Annotated in this window: 16 protein-coding genes and 1 tRNA gene; 5 read left to right on the top strand and 12 right to left on the bottom strand. The window is 61.0% G+C overall.

Annotated features, from left to right (window positions below; all coding sequences use genetic code 11):
* Window positions 1-79: 79 nt before the first annotated feature.
* The gene (locus tag BKY26_RS03980; RefSeq protein WP_131541763.1) at window positions 80-637 is read left to right on the top strand and encodes a hypothetical protein; all 558 of its coding nucleotides are present in this window, start codon (window positions 80-82) and stop codon (window positions 635-637) included.
* Window positions 638-1,065: 428 nt separating this feature from the next.
* Here the strand turns inward: BKY26_RS03980 and BKY26_RS03985 are convergent, their stop codons facing one another.
* From BKY26_RS03985 to BKY26_RS03995, 3 genes are all read right to left on the bottom strand, one after another.
* Window positions 1,066-2,793, bottom strand: a complete 1,728-nt coding sequence (locus tag BKY26_RS03985; protein WP_071689107.1) for a retron Ec67 family RNA-directed DNA polymerase/endonuclease — start codon at window positions 2,791-2,793, stop codon at window positions 1,066-1,068.
* A gap of 557 nt (window positions 2,794-3,350) precedes the next feature.
* On the bottom strand, window positions 3,351-3,692 hold the full coding sequence (locus BKY26_RS20855; RefSeq protein WP_227434917.1) for a thermonuclease family protein: 342 nt from the start codon (window positions 3,690-3,692) through the stop codon (window positions 3,351-3,353).
* 243 nt (window positions 3,693-3,935) lie between these two features.
* A tRNA-Ser gene (locus tag BKY26_RS03995) sits at window positions 3,936-4,025 on the bottom strand.
* A gap of 156 nt (window positions 4,026-4,181) precedes the next feature.
* On the opposite strand from BKY26_RS03995, the gene BKY26_RS04000 reads away from it, so the two are divergent.
* A complete protein-coding gene (locus BKY26_RS04000) occupies window positions 4,182-5,183 on the top strand; it encodes an NADP-dependent oxidoreductase (protein ID WP_071689108.1) in 1,002 nt (333 codons plus the stop codon).
* 6 nt (window positions 5,184-5,189) lie between these two features.
* Here the strand turns inward: BKY26_RS04000 and BKY26_RS19960 are convergent, their stop codons facing one another.
* From BKY26_RS19960 to ychF, 3 genes are all read right to left on the bottom strand, one after another.
* Window positions 5,190-6,035, bottom strand: a complete 846-nt coding sequence (locus BKY26_RS19960) for a hypothetical protein (RefSeq protein WP_169829060.1) — start codon at window positions 6,033-6,035, stop codon at window positions 5,190-5,192.
* 245 nt (window positions 6,036-6,280) lie between these two features.
* Entirely contained in the window at window positions 6,281-7,807 is a 1,527-nt protein-coding gene (locus BKY26_RS04010; protein ID WP_071689110.1) for a leucine-rich repeat domain-containing protein, read from the bottom strand.
* 122 nt (window positions 7,808-7,929) lie between these two features.
* Window positions 7,930-9,027, bottom strand: coding sequence for a redox-regulated ATPase YchF (gene ychF, locus BKY26_RS04015; protein WP_071689111.1), 1,098 nt, complete (start codon window positions 9,025-9,027; stop codon window positions 7,930-7,932).
* Window positions 9,028-9,171: 144 nt separating this feature from the next.
* Between ychF and trpA the strand changes: the two genes are divergently transcribed.
* Both trpA and BKY26_RS20165 read left to right on the top strand, forming a co-directional pair.
* Window positions 9,172-9,963, top strand: coding sequence for a tryptophan synthase subunit alpha (gene trpA / locus BKY26_RS04020; protein WP_071689112.1), 792 nt, complete (start codon window positions 9,172-9,174; stop codon window positions 9,961-9,963).
* A 5-nt stretch (window positions 9,964-9,968) separates the two neighbouring features.
* Complete coding sequence (locus BKY26_RS20165) at window positions 9,969-10,109, top strand: hypothetical protein (protein ID WP_158514297.1); 141 nt, start codon at window positions 9,969-9,971, stop codon at window positions 10,107-10,109.
* Here the strand turns inward: BKY26_RS20165 and BKY26_RS04025 are convergent.
* Window positions 10,106-10,546 carry a MaoC family dehydratase gene (locus tag BKY26_RS04025; protein WP_071689113.1) on the bottom strand — a complete coding sequence of 147 codons (441 nt, stop codon included), beginning with the start codon at window positions 10,544-10,546 and terminating at the stop codon, window positions 10,106-10,108. The two genes, BKY26_RS20165 and BKY26_RS04025, sit on opposite strands and share 4 nt — an antisense overlap.
* A gap of 106 nt (window positions 10,547-10,652) precedes the next feature.
* On the opposite strand from BKY26_RS04025, the gene BKY26_RS04030 reads away from it, so the two are divergent.
* Complete coding sequence (locus BKY26_RS04030) at window positions 10,653-11,816, top strand: alpha-hydroxy acid oxidase (RefSeq protein WP_071689114.1); 1,164 nt, start codon at window positions 10,653-10,655, stop codon at window positions 11,814-11,816.
* Window positions 11,817-11,850: 34 nt separating this feature from the next.
* Here BKY26_RS04030 and BKY26_RS04035 read toward each other — a convergent pair whose 3' ends face one another.
* The 5 genes from BKY26_RS04035 to dut form a co-directional block, all read right to left on the bottom strand.
* Window positions 11,851-13,878 (bottom strand): M3 family metallopeptidase, encoded by a 2,028-nt coding sequence (locus BKY26_RS04035; RefSeq protein WP_071689151.1) that lies wholly within the window; start codon window positions 13,876-13,878, stop codon window positions 11,851-11,853.
* Between the two features lie 119 nt (window positions 13,879-13,997).
* Window positions 13,998-14,798: an amino acid ABC transporter permease gene (locus BKY26_RS04040; RefSeq protein ID WP_071689115.1), complete on the bottom strand. Its 801-nt coding sequence runs from the start codon at window positions 14,796-14,798 to the stop codon at window positions 13,998-14,000.
* Between the two features lie 48 nt (window positions 14,799-14,846).
* Window positions 14,847-15,641: a substrate-binding periplasmic protein gene (locus tag BKY26_RS04045; protein ID WP_071689116.1), complete on the bottom strand. Its 795-nt coding sequence runs from the start codon at window positions 15,639-15,641 to the stop codon at window positions 14,847-14,849.
* A 60-nt stretch (window positions 15,642-15,701) separates the two neighbouring features.
* Window positions 15,702-16,751 (bottom strand): HesA/MoeB/ThiF family protein, encoded by a 1,050-nt coding sequence (locus tag BKY26_RS04050; protein WP_071689117.1) that lies wholly within the window; start codon window positions 16,749-16,751, stop codon window positions 15,702-15,704.
* Complete coding sequence (dut, locus tag BKY26_RS04055; protein ID WP_071689118.1) at window positions 16,751-17,218, bottom strand: dUTP diphosphatase; 468 nt, start codon at window positions 17,216-17,218, stop codon at window positions 16,751-16,753. The genes BKY26_RS04050 and dut overlap by 1 nt, the downstream gene beginning before the upstream one ends.
* Window positions 17,219-17,239 lie beyond the last annotated feature (21 nt).

Genomic DNA, 17,239 nt, shown 5'->3' on the forward strand with positions numbered 1-17,239 from the left:
TGGCTTTGGACAGCGTGGCAGATATTGCCTTCGCCGTTCTAGGCTTCGCTGTCACTCACTTCGCAATGAGGAATTCAGCATGGGCAACAAAGAGCAAGCAATCATGAGCAAAATTGAGAAGGCTAAACCGGATCTGGGGTTGACGTTCGAAGGGTCAGCGACTGACGGTCATACCATCAACGAAATCCGCGCCACCGCCCTAAACGAGGTTTTCAAGACTGACGACCGGGTGCAGGCGGAGGCGTTCCTGACGCATTGCCTAAAGGTTCTAGGCAAGATGGAAGCGGGCGACGGTGGCGATGCAAACGACGAACGAGGCTTCATGCTGACAATCATTCGGGACATGGCCCCGCGTGATGCTGTCGAGCGAATGCTGGCGATACAGATGGCGGCAACCCATGTTGCCACGATACGCTCCGCGCGGCTACTGGCTCATGCTGACAGGCTTCCCCAGGCACAGGCTCACTACACCGGCTTCAACAAGCTGGCCCGGACGTTCACGGCCCAGATCGAGGCCCTTCGAAAGCATCGGACGGGTGGCAAGCAAACGGTCACGGTCCAGCACGTCAACGTCTCAGACGGCGGGCAGGCGATTGTGGGCAACGTGCAGGCCGGGGGGAGGGGGAAGAATGAATGATGGCGACAACCCCATGAGCAAGGCCCATGCGGCCCCCAGATGCACGGCAACATCCAAGCGGACAGGCGAGCGATGCAAAGGCCCTGCGGTACGTGGATGGCGCGTCTGTCGCTTCCACGGTGCTGGTGGTGGCCACGGCCCCGGCAAGGCAAACCCGGCTTACAAGCACGGTATGCGGTCTCGCAAGTGGACGGAATTACGCAAAGCGGTCAATAAACTAGCGAGGGACGGTTGCCCGAAGCAGCTTTGATAGGCCAAACCATATCCCTGCGGAGGCAGTAACCGTCCGGAGTCTGGTGACGGACTTTGTGCCTAATATTTACAGTGGAGTCCATCGAAGGGGCCTTAGTTGCGATTGCAGAATAATGTCGTTCGCCAGGTCATGACGCTCCTGAGGATTAGCCATTCCCGTTAGATTGGTACTGGGCTTAGGAGCCCTGGAGTTCAACTTTGAGAACTTCTTCCAAACGTCCTAACAGTGGCTCAAATCCAGAAAAATCAATGTTTTCAGCATTTGCCTCAATCACCCACTTTGCAAAAATTTCCTTACCGTATTGGTTTGTTGTCTGATGGGACTTCAGATGTGGATTAAACTTTTTCCCTTTGTTCACTGTTGCAAGTGTCTTTTTGTCAAAAAGGTCCTCGATACTGGCGAATTTTCCACTCTTAATTGGAATTGGAACCACAAAGAGATTGCGTTTCACATGGTAGAAATTCGCAGATCCGTCCACTTTATCTTCCGAGCCCATTTTCTCCTTTATAACTGACCACATTGGTTTAGCAGCATTATCGTTATCCACTATCACGATTACGGGTTGCTGTTCTCCACCGCTGTGAAAATCCTTCAATAAAGATCCGTACTTCCCAACGAACTTGTGCAACTCACCCGCACCTCCTGAAATTGACAAGAGTTTAGCGTGTTTATCACTATGTTTGAAAAAACTTAGGGCTTGCCGAACAGACCCTTCGGCATCGGTTGTGGGTTGCAAAAGTGGAAACTTGGAGTTTAGCGAAGCAATAGCGCAGCGAATATATGTATTGTCTGTTTTACCTTCGCAGATGACCAGTGGGCGGGCATTTGCGTGAAATTTTTCATAGGCCAAGAATCTGCGATAGAGTTTGTAGTGAGAAGGTACGGGCGTTCCACCCGGAGCCTTCGAAGCTAACTCCAGGTCGCTGAAAGACACTAAACCCTTAGGGTAGGTCTTGGCGGCAAGGACAAACTCCAGTTTTCCTTTCAGCACTGCGAGGCTAGCTGCCTCCTTGGTGTCCGGATGATGACATACACCTGTCTTGAACAAAGAGTTACTCATGGCACGGACGTCGTCGTAGTACTGCTTTGGAATGTTAACCTTACGATTTACAACCAAACCTGTTGCACTTTGACGCGACGTTGCAAGCTGCATACGTGTCTTGTTTGGATTTATTTCAAAACCTGATCGCTCCACGAGACCAACAAGTTCGCTCCCTGCCTTCCACGCCCCATCGGCCTGTGGCGAGAAATCCGCGATTGGCTCTGGGAAACCTGCTTGGTTTGTCGAGAATGTGATGTCATCAGCGTATCGAGAGTAGGTACAGTGATGCTTCTTGGACAAACGCCCCAAACGTTGGTCCAAAATACTCGTTATTAATTCTGATACGATTGGAGAGGTCGGAGCCCCTTGAGGTAGTGAGTTATCGTAGCATACGATTTGTGCAATTAGCGTGGCAATGTCTTGATGCAACTCAAAAGAGCGGTTTTTTTGAAAATACCCTCGCACACGTCCGAAATTGAAACTCGGAAAATAATCTTTCAAATCGACGTTAAAAACGAATCTCTTGTTTCGATGCTTCCAAGCATTTGAAAAAATTGATAGACCTCGATTTTTTTGAAAGCCATGAGAGTAAGAGTGGCGGGGAAACTCTAGCGGGGGCCAAATCTCTCGGTGGCAGTCATAGAGATAATTTGAAAGACGTTTCTGTAGTCCTTTCAGCTCCGGGCAAGGGGCATGAATTATCCTCTCACCCCCACTTCTTTTTGCAACTTTAAACTCCTTGTACCTCTGCTCCTCAGGTACTTTATATACTGCGTAGGCGAGTGCCGATCGTGAGTAGTTTAGGAGGTCAGCGAGCTCCCCCCGTGTGCGAACGGATTTTAGTGACGCTAGCTTGCTCAAGCCTACCTCCTGGTAGTTGCGCTTGCGAGTACTCCTTAGGCAAACCAGAGGTTTACATGAGGAAGACTAAAGGGAACTCGAAGAGAGCATCACACCTAACAATGGGTGCAAACGTCATGAAGCACGACGACAAAATCTACCCGCAAGCTATGCTAGCCCACTAGCACATATCAAAATCTTGTGGAAGTAGTGGCGTAAAAAATAACTAGCTCCGACTGAAGTCTTGAGTGTGGTCAGTCGCGATGGGCTATGTCTCAAAGTGTTGCCGGATTCCCAATATCTTGAAGGTAAGCGGTTAGCAATCCGGTGATAAATGGATGCTTTCTTTCCACGTCATTTGCATCTTCGCAAAAGCAGAGAATGACTTCTTTCCCACCCGAACTGTCCCTGTAGTCCCCAAGCCATTTGTGTCCTAGTGAATAGTCAAACAGGGGGGGGCGCACGTAGCTCTATAACCCTTGTTTTAAGGACCGGAGGGGGAAGGCAAATTCTCGTTTTCACAATTTGGGGGTTTTGGCGCGAATGAATCTGCAAGCCGATAACCCAGCCCGAATTCCCTACTGACAAGCTCCACACCAGAACTCGCACCCATCAGGCCAGCTTCTCGCCAAGCCCTCCCCGATCAGAATGTCGCCAACATTCACACCATCGGAACGAACGACCACAAGCGTTCTCCCATATCGGTCTTCTCCCTGTCGCAGCAGGGTGATTTGGGTTTCGTTAAATAACTGCATCAACCGACGCGATGCTTGCTGTCCAAGCTGGCGCTCAGCATTTCCGCCACACAAGTTGGTTGTCGTTTCAGGAGTGTCATAGCCAACCGCGCGGAACTTCTCGCCGTTCAACCAGAAGGTATCCCCATCAACGATACAGTTTACCCTTGGGCCGGAACCGCACATGCCAATCGCATTCGCTGGCCCGCAAGCAAGGGCTAAGATGATTATTGCCGCCCTAAACACGTTCTTCACGATTCGCCCCTGCGTTATTGACCATGCCAACCGTAGACGTTGATGGCGGGCTTGTTAACCAAGGTTAACGGAAGCGATGGCAAGCAATAAATTCAAAGTGGGGGAATGAGTGGGGGAATGAGCGCGAGATAAATACTTATTCTTCAGTATTTACAACATGTTACATGAGTGTAATGGCGGAGACGAAGGGATTCGAACCCTCGAGACCCTTCCGGGCCTACTCCCTTAGCAGGGGAGCGCCTTCGACCACTCGGCCACGTCTCCGCTGGCGGGTGTATCCGTCTGCAAACCGGGGAACAAGGGGAAATTTGCCTTTGCGGGCGCGCTTTTGATATCCGCGGGGGCAACGCGGCAATCTTCGGTTAGCGGATTGCGTTCTGCGGGGTGGGCGGGCAGGATCGCCCGGACAGGAGGCCCCTCATGAAAAACACCCAGGTCATTCTCGCCAACCGCCCGGTTGGTGTCCCGAAGCCCGAGCATTTTGCCATCCGGGAGGTCGACGTGCCGGTGCTGGCCGACGGGCAGGTCCTGATCCGCGTCAGCCACTGGTCCGTGGACCCGGCGATGCGGGGATGGGCCAATGACGTGCCGAACTACTCGCCGCCCGTCGCGATCGGCGATCCGATGCGCAGCTTCGCCGTGGGCGAGGTCGTGGCCAGCCGCCATCCCGGCTATGCCGAGGGCGACGTGGTCGAGGGGCTTCTGGGCTGGCAGACTCATGCGATCAGCGACGGGACCAATATCGGGCGCAAGGTGACCGAGACCGACCTGCCGCGCAGCTACGCGCTCGGGATCATGGGATTGAACGGCACCACCGCCTATTTCGGGCTGCTGGACTCCTGCGCGGCAAAGGCGGGCGATACGGTTGTGGTCTCGACCGCCGCGGGGGCTGTCGGGTCTGCCGTGGGACAAATCGCCAAGGTCATCGGCTGCCGCACCGTCGGCATTGCAGGCGGGGCCGAGAAGGTGCGCCAGTGCCGCGCGGAATTCGGATATGACGCCGCCATCGACTACAAGTCCGAGGATGTGGCCAGCGCCATCGCCGCCGCCTGCCCGGACGGTGTGGATTGCTATTTCGACAACACCTGCGGGCCGATTTCGGACGCGGTGATGACAAGGCTCGCCGTTGGCGCACGGATCACCATCTGCGGCACGGCGGCGATCACCGAATGGGATCCGCTGCCCGTTGGCCCGCGCGTTCACCGACAGTTGCTGGTCGCGCGCGCCCGGATGCAGGGGTTCCTGATCTTCGATTACAAGGACAGGCTGCACGAGGCCCGCAGCGCCTTGGCCGGGTGGTTGCGCGACGGCAAGATCAGCGTGCGGGAACACATCCTCGACGGGCCGGAGGCTGCGATGGATGCGATCGGGATGCTCTACCGCGGGGAAAACACCGGCAAACTGATCGTGAAGGTGGACTGACCGGGTCTATTCGCCGTTGAATTCCACCGGCAGAATCTCTGACCCGTAGGAACCCACATTGTCGATGGCCCAGGCCTCGCCGCCATAGGGGTCATCCCCGATGCGTCCGATGCCGAACTGGATCTGTTCGCTCGGGTTCTGCACGACCACCTGCACGGTGTATTCGCTCTGCGTGTTCACGTTGGAACGGATGGCTTCATAACGGGCGCCATCGGCCTCGGCCTCGTACCAGGCGGCCGCGATTTCCAGCCGTTCCTCGGTCACATCGCGGTTGACGCTTTCACGCTCGATGAAGTTGTAGGACACCAGAGTTTCGTCGGATCCATCGCTGGCCACGCTGTTGGTGCTGCCACCCGCCAGCCGCGTCGCGTCGATCATCACTCCGTTGACGAAGAGCCGCATCTGGTCTGCTGCCTCCCAGTTGCCGATGGTGGTCAAATCGAACTCGAACATCGCGTAGCCAGTGTCGGGATCGAACGAATAGGTGTTCAGCAAGACCGGGGCGCCGCTTTGATCGTAATAGGGGCCAAGCATGCCTTCTAGCAGCGGGTCGTCATGCTCGTCGGCCATGGTGATCCAGCCCTGATCACCATTGGTGAAATCGTTGAAGGTCAGCTCGACCAGCCCGTCATCGCCACCCGCTGCACCCGCGGCACCGGAACCAGCGCCCGAGGCTTCACCGGATCCTCCCGCGATAATATCGGAATTCAGGGTATCACGAATATTGCCGGCAAGGCTTTCCAGTCCGCCACTGACCACACCGGCAACCGCAAGGCCAAGCCCCACCGTCGCGCTGACAAGCGGCACCCAGTCGGTCGTGACTGCACCGCATTCGTCTTTCAGAAATGTCAAAATAGTGGAACGGAAGGCCATGACAGGGAAACCGGTTAAGATCGTTGGGCTCCACGTCTATCTTTCGATTCCGGCTTAATTAGGATGAGTTTACCTCAAAGCCGTCACATTCGGACGATGAAGGCGGGGCGATCCGAGCCACCTGCCCGGATTGTTTCGACAACCGCGAATAATCCAGCGGCGGATCACCCGGCGCGGCAGACTCAGCTTCAGGTCTGCGGTTGGCAGGGGCGCTCTCTCCGGCGTCATCTGCGGCTGGCAAACCGGAACGCGTCCTTCGGATCTCCCAACTGCTCCAGCGCCTCCGTCAGCATGTCTTGCGTCATCCGGGCCTGCGTGACAGCCGGTTTCCCCTGATCGGCGCGCCAAAGGTTCAGCAGCAGGCAGGACGCCTCCTCGTTCTTCTGCGCTACGGCCCAATGCAGGGCGGTCAATTCGTATTCATCGCGTGCATCGTGTCTGGCCCCGGCGTCCAGAAGTCGTCGCAGAGTGGCAAGGTCGTTGACCCGTGCCGCCGATCCCAGATGCAGCCCGGTCAGCCAGGAATACTCCCAGTCCTCCGGGTCCGCGATCGCGCGCGCGCCGTTGTCCCAAAGGAAGTCGATGATCGCCTGCTGCCGCGACTTGATGGCGATGGACAGGGGGGTGTCTGTGGGTTCGCAGCCGTCATAGGAGGCCATGTCATTGGCCATCTCCGGATCAAGCGAGACGAAGAAGCGGCAGATATCCAGATGCCCGCCCTGCACCGCCGCATGTATCGGCCCCGACCACTGATCGTCGGCAATCATGGCGCCCTGGGCCACCCGGTCCTTCACCGCCTGCAGATCGCCTCTGCTGGCGGCGGCATGGATGTCGCCATCGTACCAGCGCCCTGCGTAGCCCCCTGTCCAACGCATCTGCGCCTGCAGGGGGGTGTTCCACAGCCGCAGCGCTTTCAGGTCTGGCAGTGTCTCGACCGGGGTCAGGTCGGTTGCATCCGTGTGGCTGAGATCGAGGAATTTCAGCCCCGACATCCCTGAAAGCGGCGTCAGATCCGAGATTCGCGTGTTCCAGAGGTCCAGCATCTCCAGCCCGGTCAGCGCCGCCAGCGGGCTGAAATCCTTGACCCCGGTATTCCAGAGGCCCAGTGACTTCAGACGGGTCAGGCCGGAAAGGGGCGAGATGTCCGTCACCCTCGTGTTCGACAGGTCGAGGTGTTCCAACTGCGTCAGACCGGCGAGCGGCGACAGATCGGATATGTTGCATTTCTCTAGCTTCAGCGACCGCAGGCCCGTCAGCGTGCTCAGGGCCCGAAGATTGGTCACCTTGCTGCGCGACAGGTCCAGCTCTACCAGCCCCGTCATACCCATCAGGGGCGAGATGTCGGTCAGGTTCCGGCAATAGCTGAGGTCGAGCACCTCCAGCCGCGTCAGCCCCGACAGGTGGGTCAGCCTGCGCACGCCGGTGGATGCGAGGATCAGTTTTCGCAGATTGGTCAGCCCGCCCACGGATCGCGGCAGGTCGAGAAGCTCATAGGTGCTAAAGTCGAGGTTCAGCTCCTCCGCGCCGGAGTGCTGCGCCGCGCGCACCCATTCCTTGACCGCCTCCAATGCGATCAGTTCCCGTTCCTTTTCGGTCAGGGGGCGCTTCTCGAACGCTTGGACAAGCTCGTTCCAGGCGGTTTGGGAATCCGTCCTCGGACGATAGGTCTGGTCCCGTCTTCTGACGATCTCGGCGGCCTCCGCTTTCACGCGGGCCATATCCACCGATTTCTTGCCGAACAATCCGAACATGACGTCCTATCCCCGCGCTTGATGTGCTTAATAGTGTTCAAATAACACCATTAAGAAGGAATGCAAGCCGAGAATGGCAACACTCGGGAAGCGTTGCCGAAATGCCCGTGACGTCCGCCGGATCAGGCGTTGAACAGGAAGTGCAGCACGTCGCCATCCTTGACGGTATAGGTCTTGCCCTCGACCCGCATCTTGCCCGCTTCCTTGGCGCCGGTCTCGCCATTGCAGGCGATGTAGTCGTCATAGGTGATGGTTTCGGCCCGGATGAAACCGCGTTCGAAATCGCCATGGATGACGCCAGCGGCCTGCGGCGCGGCGGTGCCTCGGCGGATGGTCCAGGCGCGGGCCTCTTTCGGGCCGACGGTGAAGTACGTTTCCAGGTTCAGCAGGCCATAGCCCGCCCGGATCAACCGGTCGAGCCCGGCTTCCTCCAGCCCCATTTCGCCCAGGAACATCTCGGCTTCCTCGGCATCGAGCTGGCTGATCTCTTCCTCGATCTGGGCCGAGATAATCACCGTCGCCGCCCCCTGTTCGCGGGCCATTTCCTCGACCTTGGCCGAGAATTCATTGCCCTCGGCCGCCGATCCTTCATCGACATTGCAGACATAGAGCACCGGCTTGGTGGTCAGCAGCTGCAGCATCTTCCACGCCTTGGCGTCTTCGGCGCTGACCTCGACCAGCCGCGCGGGCTTGCCGTCTTCCAGCATCTTCTGCGCTTCGGCCAGCAGCCGGTCCTGCTGCTGCGCCTCCTTGTCGTTGCCTTTCAGCTTGCGGACGAGGTTCGCGCGGCGCTTCTCGATGCTTTCCAGATCGGCCAGCATCAGCTCGGTCTCGATGGTTTCGGCGTCCGCAATCGGGTCGATGCGGCCATCCACATGGGTGATGTCGTCATCCTCGAAACAGCGCAGCACCTGCGCGATGGCATCGGTTTCGCGGATATTGGCAAGGAACTGGTTTCCCAGACCCTCGCCCTTGGATGCGCCCTTCACGAGGCCCGCGATATCCACGAAGGTCATGCGGGCGGGAATGATCTGCTTGGACCCTGCAATCGCCGCCAGCTTGTCCAGCCGCGGGTCGGGCACGGCCACGTCGCCCACATTGGGCTCAATCGTGCAGAAGGGAAAATTCGCCGCCTGCGCCGCCGCCGTCTTGGTCAGCGCGTTGAACAGCGTGGACTTGCCCACATTCGGCAGCCCGACAATACCCATCTTGAAGCCCATCTGGCCCTCCGCATCCTTTGTTCCGGCGCCTTCTATGCGGATGTGCGCGCCGCTGCAACGGACTCCTCGTGTGTGCGCTCGTTTGGCATTGATTTCCCCGTCCACATTCGCCAAACCGGGCCGGAAGACTTGCGAGGACCTGCCATGACCCGGATCGACGCCAAATTCGCTGCCCTGAAGGCCGAGGGGAAGAAAGCCTTCGTGTCCTACATCATGGCCGGTGACCCCGATTACGCCACCTCGCTGGAGATCATGAAGGGCCTGCCCGGCGCGGGCGTGGACATTATCGAACTTGGCCTGCCCTTCACCGACCCGATGGCCGACGGCCCCACCATCCAGCTGGCCGGTCAGCGCGCGCTGGAAGGTGGCCAGACCCTGCAAAAGACGCTGGATATGGCCGCCGAGTTCCGCAAATCCGACGACACCACCCCGATTGTGCTGATGGGCTATTACAACCCGATCTACAGCCGCGGCGTGGACAGGTTCCTTGTCGATGCCAAGGCCGCCGGGATTGACGGGCTGATCGTGGTGGACCTGCCGCCGGAAGAGGATGAAGAGCTGTGCATTCCCGCCCAGAAGGCGGGCCTCAACTTCATCCGTCTGGCCACCCCCACCACCGATGATCAGCGCCTGCCCAAGGTGCTGCAGAACACGTCGGGCTTCGTCTACTACGTCTCAATCACCGGCATCACCGGGGCCGCCGCTGCGGAAGCCACCGATGTCGGCCCCGAGGTCGCGCGGATCAAATCGCAGACCGACCTGCCCGTGATCGTGGGCTTCGGCATCCGCACACCCGAGACCTCCCAAGCCATCGCGTCCGTCGCAGATGGGGCCGTTGTCGGCTCCGCCATCGTGTCCGAAATCGCGGCAGGCAAGCCGGTGGCCGAGGTGCTGAGCTTCGTGAAGGGCCTCGCCGACGGCGCGCATCGGGCCTAAGTCCGATGATCGCCCTGTCCCTGGGAAGCTTCGCGCCCGCGCTGATTGCAGCGGCCCCCGGCGCTATCGCCATGATCGCAACCACAGCCCCCGGCGCACCGACGCTTCTGCCGGGGTTGGTCACCGCCCTGTCGGCGTTCGGCTAACCCACCTGCCGCCTGAGGATATGTGTCGCGCGGTATTTCGCGACCTCTTCGCCGTTCTGGTTGTAGATCCGGTACTGGATCTCCGTCCGCCCCCGATCAGGCCGCGACTGCGACGGGGTCGAACTGATCACCTCTGCCTCCGCATGGAGCGTGTCGCCCGGATAGACCGGCTTCATCCACCGCAGCTCGTCCAGCCCCGGTGACCCCATCGAGGCCTCGTTCCACACATCCGCCTCCAACGTCAGCACGAAGGCGGTCAGGATGGTGTGGAACCCGCTGGCAATGATGCCACCATAAGGGGACTCCTTCGCCGCCTCGGGATCGGTATGGAATGGTTGCGGGTCCCACCTGCGGGCAAAGCCCACGATCTCGGCCAAGGGCAGCGTCCGCGCCTCGGTCTTGAACCGGTAACCTACGGGCAAATCGTCGAAAAACATGTCTCCCTCCGCGTCTTGTCCCCTGCGGCAGAGTAACCGGAAAAAGGCCGTTGTGAAAACGTGCACATATTGGTAAGAATTTCTCACCAATCTTGGAGGAGATCCCATGCCCGTCATTACCAATATCGAAGATCTCAAGCGCATCTATAAGCGGCGCACCCCCAAGATGTTCTACGACTACGCGGAATCGGGCAGCTGGACGGAACAGACTTTCCGCGAAAATATCAGCGATTTCAGCCAGATCCGGCTGCGTCAGCGGGTGGCGGTGGACATGACGAACCGCAGCACCGCAACGCAAATGGTTGGTCAGGACGTGTCCATGCCGGTGGCGCTTGCCCCTGTGGGCATGACGGGGATGCAATGCGCCGACGGGGAGATCAAGGCCGCCCGCGCCGCCGAGAAATTCGGCGTCCCCTTCACGCTGTCGACCCTCTCGATCTGTTCCATCGAGGATGTGGCCGAACACACCTCCAAACCCTTCTGGTTCCAGGTCTACACCCTGACCGATGACGATTACATGCGCCGCCTGATCGGGCGGGCCCGCGACGCGGGCTGTTCCGCGCTGGTCATCACGCTTGACCTGCAAATGCTCGGCCAGCGGCACAAGGATATCAAGAACGGCCTCTCGGCCCCGCCGAAACCGACGCTCGCCAATATGATCAACCTGTCGACCAAGTGGCGATGGGGCCTTGGCATGCTCGGCACCAAGCGCCGCACCTTCCGCAACGTGGTTGGCCATGTGGAGGGCATCACCGATCCCGCCTCGCTGACCTCGTGGACGGCGGAGAAATTCGACCACGCGCTCGACTGGGACCGGGTGAAGCAGCTGATGGACATGTGGGGCGGCAAGGTGATCCTGAAGGGCATCCTGGACGCAGAGGACGCCGTGAAAGCCGCCGATCTGGGGGCGGACGCAATCATCGTGTCGAACCATGGCGGGCGGCAGATCGACGGGGCGCTCAGCTCCATCCGCATTCTGCAACCGATCCTGGACGCCGTGGGCGACCGGGTGGAGGTGCATATCGACGGCGGCATCCGCTCGGGACAGGACGTGCTGAAAGCCATCGCCATGGGCGCCAAGGGCACCTATATCGGACGCGCTTTCGTCTATGGTCTGGGTGCCATGGGCGAAGAGGGCGTCACCAAGGCGCTGGAGGTGATCCACAAGGAACTGGACACCAACATGGCGCTCTGCGGAGAACGACAGCTGTCCAACCTCGGGCGGCACAACATCCTGGTGCCCAAGGGGTTCTCCGGCGAATGGGAATAAGGGAAAGGGCGGCCACCAGAGCCGCCCTTTTGCGTCAGGCCGCTGTGTCCAGCCCCCTGCCCTTCAGCAATGCCTCAACCCCCGGCATCCGGCCCCGAAACTGGGTGTAGAGCGCGTCGGCCTCCTCGCTGCCGCCCGCTGACAGGATGAAGCGTTCCAGCTTCGCCGCCGTTTCGGCGTGGAACGGATCGCCCGCCTCCTCGAAGGCTTGAAAGGCATCGGCATCCATCACCTCGGACCACATGTAGCTGTAATAGCCCGAGGAATAGCCATCGCCCGAGAAGACATGCGCGAATTGCGGCGTCGCGTGGCGCATGACGATGGCGCGCGGCATTCCGATGCGGGCCAGTGTTTCCGCCTGCGCCGCCATCGGGTCGGCGGGCGCGGCCCCGTCGTGAAAGTCCAGATCGACCAGAGCCGAGGCCACGTATTCCACCGTCTGGAACCCCATGTCATAGGTCCGTGCGGCCAGCAGACGGTCCAGCAAATCCTTGGGCATCGGCTGGCCCGTTTCGGCGTGGCGGGCATGCTTTTCCAGAACCTCCGGCACGTCGAGCCAGTGTTCATAGAGCTGGCTCGGCAGTTCCACGAAATCGCGCGCGACCGAGGTGCCCGAGATCGAGCCATAGGTCACGTCCGACAGCATCTGGTGCAGGGCGTGGCCAAACTCGTGGAAGAGCGTGCGGGCGTCGTCATAGCTCAGCAGCGTGGGCGCGCCCTCGGCCGGTTTGGCGAAGTTGCAGACATTGACGACGATAGGGCGTTCCTCGCCATCCAGCTTCGATTGCGACCGCATCGCCGAGCACCACGCGCCCGAGCGTTTGGACCCGCGCGCGAAGTAATCGCCCAGGAACACCGCCATGTGGCGGCCGTCGCGGGTGACCTCCCACGCGCGCACATCGGGGTGATACATCGGCACACCAAGCGGCGCGAAGGAAAGGCTAAAAAGCCGGTTCGCGCAGTCGAAGGCTGCCTCGATCATCCGGTCGAGCTGGAAATAGGGCTTCAGCTCCGCCTCATCCAGATCATGCTCCGCCACCCGGCGTTTTTCCGAATAGTAGCGCCAGTCCCAGGGCTCCAGATCGCCATTGATGCCCTCGGCCTGCATCATCTCGGTCAGCCGTTCGGCATCCCGTTCGGCCTGCGCCTTGGCGGGTTCCCACACCTGCATCAGCAGATCGCGTACATTGCCAGGCTTGCCAGCCATCTCCGTATCCAGCTTGAAGGCGGCGAAGCTCTCATACCCCAAAAGCCGCGCCCGCTCCTCACGCAGGGCCAGCGTTTCCGCTGCAATCCCCCGATTGTCCGTTTCGCCCCCGTTCGCGCCGCGCGCGGCCCAGGCCTGCATGGCCTTTTCGCGCAGATCGCGGCGGGGGGAGAATTGCAGGAACGGCACGATCAGCGACCGCGAGAGCGTCACGACCGGGCCGTCGACCCCCTTTTCCTTGCCCGCCGCGCGGGCGGCATCCACCACGAAGCCCGGCAGGCCGTCCAGATCGTCCTCCGACAGTTCCATGAACCAGCTGCGCTCATCGGCCAGCAGGTTCTGGGTGAACTGCGTGCCGAGGACGGCAAGCCGCGATTTCACCTCGGTCAGCCGGTCCCGGTCCGCCCCCTCCAGCGCCGCGCCCGCGCGGGTGAAGCTGCGATGGGTGAGGTAGAGAACGCGCAGCTGTTCCGGGGTCAGGCCAAGGCCCTCGCGGCCCTGCCAGAGCGCGTCGATCCTCTCCCACAGGGCGCGGTTGTTGGTGATCTCCGAGGAATAGGCGGACAGTTTCGGCGCCATGTCCCGCTGCAGCGCCTCGCGCGCCGGGGTCGCATCGGCGCCGGCAAGGTTGTAGAAAACTCCCGCCACCCGGTCGAGCAGCCGGTCGGCCCGTTCCAGCGCCTCGATCGTGTTGGCGAATGTGGGTGGCTCCGGGTTGTCGGCGATGGCCCTGATCGCCGCGCGACCTTCCTCCAGCGCGGTATCCAGCGCCGGGGCGAAATGGGCGTCTTCAATGTCGGCAAAGGGTGGCAGGGCGAAAGGTGTGTCCCAATCCTGCAGAAGCGGGTTCGTCATCATGTGTCTCCTTTGGGAGGAAGATAGGCGAGGCCCGCGCGGGTGGCGAGGGCAGGACGCCTCCGGCGGGAGTATTTTTTGCCAAGAAGAAGGGGGGCTGCGTTAACCTTAATGTGGGGTTAGCGGTCCGAGTGGCCCTTGCGCAGGGTTTTCTCCAGCTGGCGCAAGCCAAGCGACAGGGTGATGGTCATCGTCAGATAGATGAGTGCGACCACGTTATAGGTCTCGAAATAGCGGAAATTGCCCGCCGCCGTGACCTTGCCAAGCTGCGTGATGTCGAGCACGCCCAGAACCGAGACCAGAGAGCTGTCCTTTACCATCGCCACGAAATCATTTCCCAAAGGCGGCAGGATCACCCGAAAGGCCTGCGGGAAGACGATGTGGCGGAAGCGTTGGCGTCGGTTGAGGCCCAAAGCCTCGGCGGCCTCAATCTGGCCCCTGTCGACCGATTGCAGCCCGGCGCGGAAGACCTCTGCCAGAAACGCGGAATAGGCGATGGACAGCGCCAGGATCGCGCGCCAGAGCAGGCTGAAATCGCGGGTGCGGATCGGGTCGAGCCCGATCTGTCCCGCCACCCAGTTCCAGCCCGCGACCAGCGCCGGGGCCAGCACGAAGGCCACGTAAAGCAGCAGGACAAGGATCGGGATGCCCCGTATGACCTCCACGTAGAAGCGGGCGCATTGGCGCAGGATCAGCGACTGCGACTGGCTGGCCAGCGCCAGCCCAAGCCCCACCGAGGCTGCCGCGAAAAAGGCCACGAAGGTCACGAAAATCGTGATCCAGATGCCCCGCTGCAGCGTCGTCAGCACCTGCCTGTACTGGTCATCGGCCAGCACTTGCCAGAAGGCAAACAGCCCCAGCCCGGCCACGGCGAGCAGCCACCAGGGGAAATCCTTGTCGCTTTGGGGAGAAGGGATCATGCCTGGAAAAGACCCCCGGCCCGAGACCGGACCGGGGCAATAGACGGCTCAGCCGCCAAAGCTGTAATCGACGAACCAGCGCTGGTTCAGTTCATCCAGCGTGCCATCCTCGCGCATGGACGCAATCGCCGCGTTCATCGGACCCACCAGGTCCGACCCGCGTGGGAAGATGAAGCCGAAATCCTCGGTTCCAAGCGGATCGCCGATGATGGCCAGCCGATCGGGGTTGGCACGAACATAGCCCTCGCCACCTGTGGAATCGGTCAGCACCATGTCCACATCCTCGGTCAGCAGGCCCTGAACGGCGGCCCCAAAGGTTTCGAACAGCTGAATGCGCGGGTTCGCTTCGTTGCCATCCAGCACCTCGTAGACGCCCACATAGAAGGGTGTCGTGCCAGCCTGGCTGCCCATCAGGAAATCCTCATCGGCGGCAAAGCTTTCGGCATCCGTGAACCGGGTTTCCCCGGCGCGCACCAGCATGCGCATCTGGCTGGTCATGTAGCTGTCGGAGAAGTCGACCATCTCGGCCCGGTCCTCGCGGATGGTGATGCCGGTCATGCCCATGTCGAACTGGCCCTCGGACACGGCGGCAATCATCGCGTCCCAGCTGATGGTTTCATAGACCACGGTGATGTTCAGCCGTTCGGCGATGATCTCCATCGCGTCATATTCCCACCCGGCGGGCTGGCCGGTATTGGGATCGACGAATTGCAGCGGCGGATAGGCGTTTTCGGTAACGATCACCACTTCGCGGCCTTCGAGATTGGGCATATGGCCGTCGGCAAGGGCCGATAAGGGGGCCAGCGTGGCAAGGGCCAGCGCGGCGGCGGCAAGGCGTTTCATTGGAAAGACTCCCTGTTTGTTATCCGGGCAGTATGGCGCGGCCTTTGCGACACGCAAGGGTCAGCCGCTGCAGACGGGGCAGTTTTGATCGCGTTTCATGGTGATCAGCCGGGTTTCGGCATAGAGCGCGTCATAGATCAGCATCCGGCCCCGTAGCGGTTCCCCCGCGCTCGCGATCAGCTTTACCACCTCACCCGCCATCATCGCGCCAATGACACCTGGTAGTGCGCCGATGACCCCGGTTTCCGAGCAGGTCGCCGCCATGCCGGGGGCGGGCGCCTCGGGGAAGACGCAGGCCATGCAGGGCGCGCCATGGGCGGGATTATAGATCGTCACCTGCCCCTCCCAGGCCGAAATCGCGCCAGAGACGACGGGCTTGCCGCAGGCCACGGCGGCCCGGTTGATCAGGTCGCGGATGGGCCAGGCATCGGTGCCGTCGACGATGAGATCATAATCGGCGAACAGCGCCTCCGCGATCTCCGCCGTCAGTTCGCGATGATAGGGGCGCACATCCACATGCGGGTTCAGCGCCAGCATCCGTTCGCGGGCGGAAAAGACCTTGGGCATGCCCTGCGACTGGTCGGTATGGATGATCTGCCGTTGCAGGTTGCTCAGGTCCACCTCGTCATGGTCGATGACCCCGATCCGGCCCACGCCCGCCGCCGCAAGGTAAAGCAGCACGGGCGATCCCAGCCCCCCGGCCCCCACGACCAGAACCTTGGCCTGCTTGAGCTTTTTCTGCCCCGGTCCGCCCACTTCGCGCAGGGTGATATGGCGGGCGTAGCGCTCCAGCTCCTCGGCCGAAAACGTGCCCGTCTGTTTCGGCGCCTCCGCCTCACGCGCGCCCTCGACCGCCTCTGCCCGCACCCTCAGCCGCCGCAGCCCCTCACGATAGGCCAGCACCAGCGCCACGGCCCCGCCGAGCATCAGCCAGGGCGCCGCCGAGCCACCCGTACCCACCCGCAAGGGATGCGCCTCGGGCAAGGCCACCTGCACCAGCAGCACCGCCATGTAGAGCACAAGCAGCATCACCAGCCGCGCCCGCACCGGCGCACCCATCAGCCAGCCCACGCCCCAAAGCGCCGCCGCCATGGCCAGCACCACCCCCATCAGCCGCGCCCCGTGGAGCCGAAACCGCCCGCGCCCCTGTGGCTCTCGGACAGGTCTTCGGCCACGTCGAACACCGCCTGTACCACGGGGGCCACGATCGCCTGCGCGATCCGGTCGCCATGGGCGATGGCAAAGGGCTCTGTGCCATAGTTGATCAGCAGAACCCCCAACGGCCCGCGATAATCGCTGTCTATGGTGCCAGGCGTATTGGGCAGCGATATCCCGTGTTTCAGCGCGAGGCCCGAGCGGGGCCTGATCTGCATCTCATACCCGTCCGGGAGCTCCACCCGCAGCCCCGTCGGCACGATCCGCCGCTCCATCGGGGCCAGCACCATGCCCGCCATCCGATCTTCAGGCCGCAAATTCGCCCGCAGATCAGCCCCCGCCGCCCCCGCCGTTTCGTAGGACGGCAAGCCCACAGCCGGATCGGCCCAGTCCTCTCGCAGCACCCGGATCGTCAGCGCCATGCCCCGCCCCTTCTTCTTGGC

It is taken from the genome of Nioella sediminis, assembly GCF_001879695.1.
Taxonomy (GTDB): Bacteria; Pseudomonadota; Alphaproteobacteria; order Rhodobacterales; family Rhodobacteraceae; genus Nioella; species Nioella sediminis.

Coding starts and splice junctions, on each gene's coding strand:
- BKY26_RS03980 (WP_131541763.1), top strand. CDS start 80: ATGGGCAACAAAGAGCAAGCAATCATGAGCAAAATTGAGAAGGCTAAA.
- BKY26_RS20855 (WP_227434917.1), bottom strand. CDS start 3,692: ATGTGCGGTTCCGGCCCAAGGGTAAACTGTATCGTTGATGGGGATACC.
- BKY26_RS04000 (WP_071689108.1), top strand. CDS start 4,182: ATGAAAAACACCCAGGTCATTCTCGCCAACCGCCCGGTTGGTGTCCCG.
- BKY26_RS04010 (WP_071689110.1), bottom strand. CDS start 7,807: ATGTTCGGATTGTTCGGCAAGAAATCGGTGGATATGGCCCGCGTGAAA.
- ychF (WP_071689111.1), bottom strand. CDS start 9,027: ATGGGCTTCAAGATGGGTATTGTCGGGCTGCCGAATGTGGGCAAGTCC.
- trpA (WP_071689112.1), top strand. CDS start 9,172: ATGACCCGGATCGACGCCAAATTCGCTGCCCTGAAGGCCGAGGGGAAG.
- BKY26_RS20165 (WP_158514297.1), top strand. CDS start 9,969: ATGATCGCCCTGTCCCTGGGAAGCTTCGCGCCCGCGCTGATTGCAGCG.
- BKY26_RS04025 (WP_071689113.1), bottom strand. CDS start 10,546: ATGTTTTTCGACGATTTGCCCGTAGGTTACCGGTTCAAGACCGAGGCG.
- BKY26_RS04030 (WP_071689114.1), top strand. CDS start 10,653: ATGCCCGTCATTACCAATATCGAAGATCTCAAGCGCATCTATAAGCGG.
- BKY26_RS04035 (WP_071689151.1), bottom strand. CDS start 13,878: ATGACGAACCCGCTTCTGCAGGATTGGGACACACCTTTCGCCCTGCCA.
- BKY26_RS04040 (WP_071689115.1), bottom strand. CDS start 14,798: ATGATCCCTTCTCCCCAAAGCGACAAGGATTTCCCCTGGTGGCTGCTC.
- BKY26_RS04045 (WP_071689116.1), bottom strand. CDS start 15,641: ATGAAACGCCTTGCCGCCGCCGCGCTGGCCCTTGCCACGCTGGCCCCC.
- BKY26_RS04050 (WP_071689117.1), bottom strand. CDS start 16,751: ATGGGGGTGGTGCTGGCCATGGCGGCGGCGCTTTGGGGCGTGGGCTGG.
- dut (WP_071689118.1), bottom strand. CDS start 17,218: ATGGCGCTGACGATCCGGGTGCTGCGAGAGGACTGGGCCGATCCGGCT.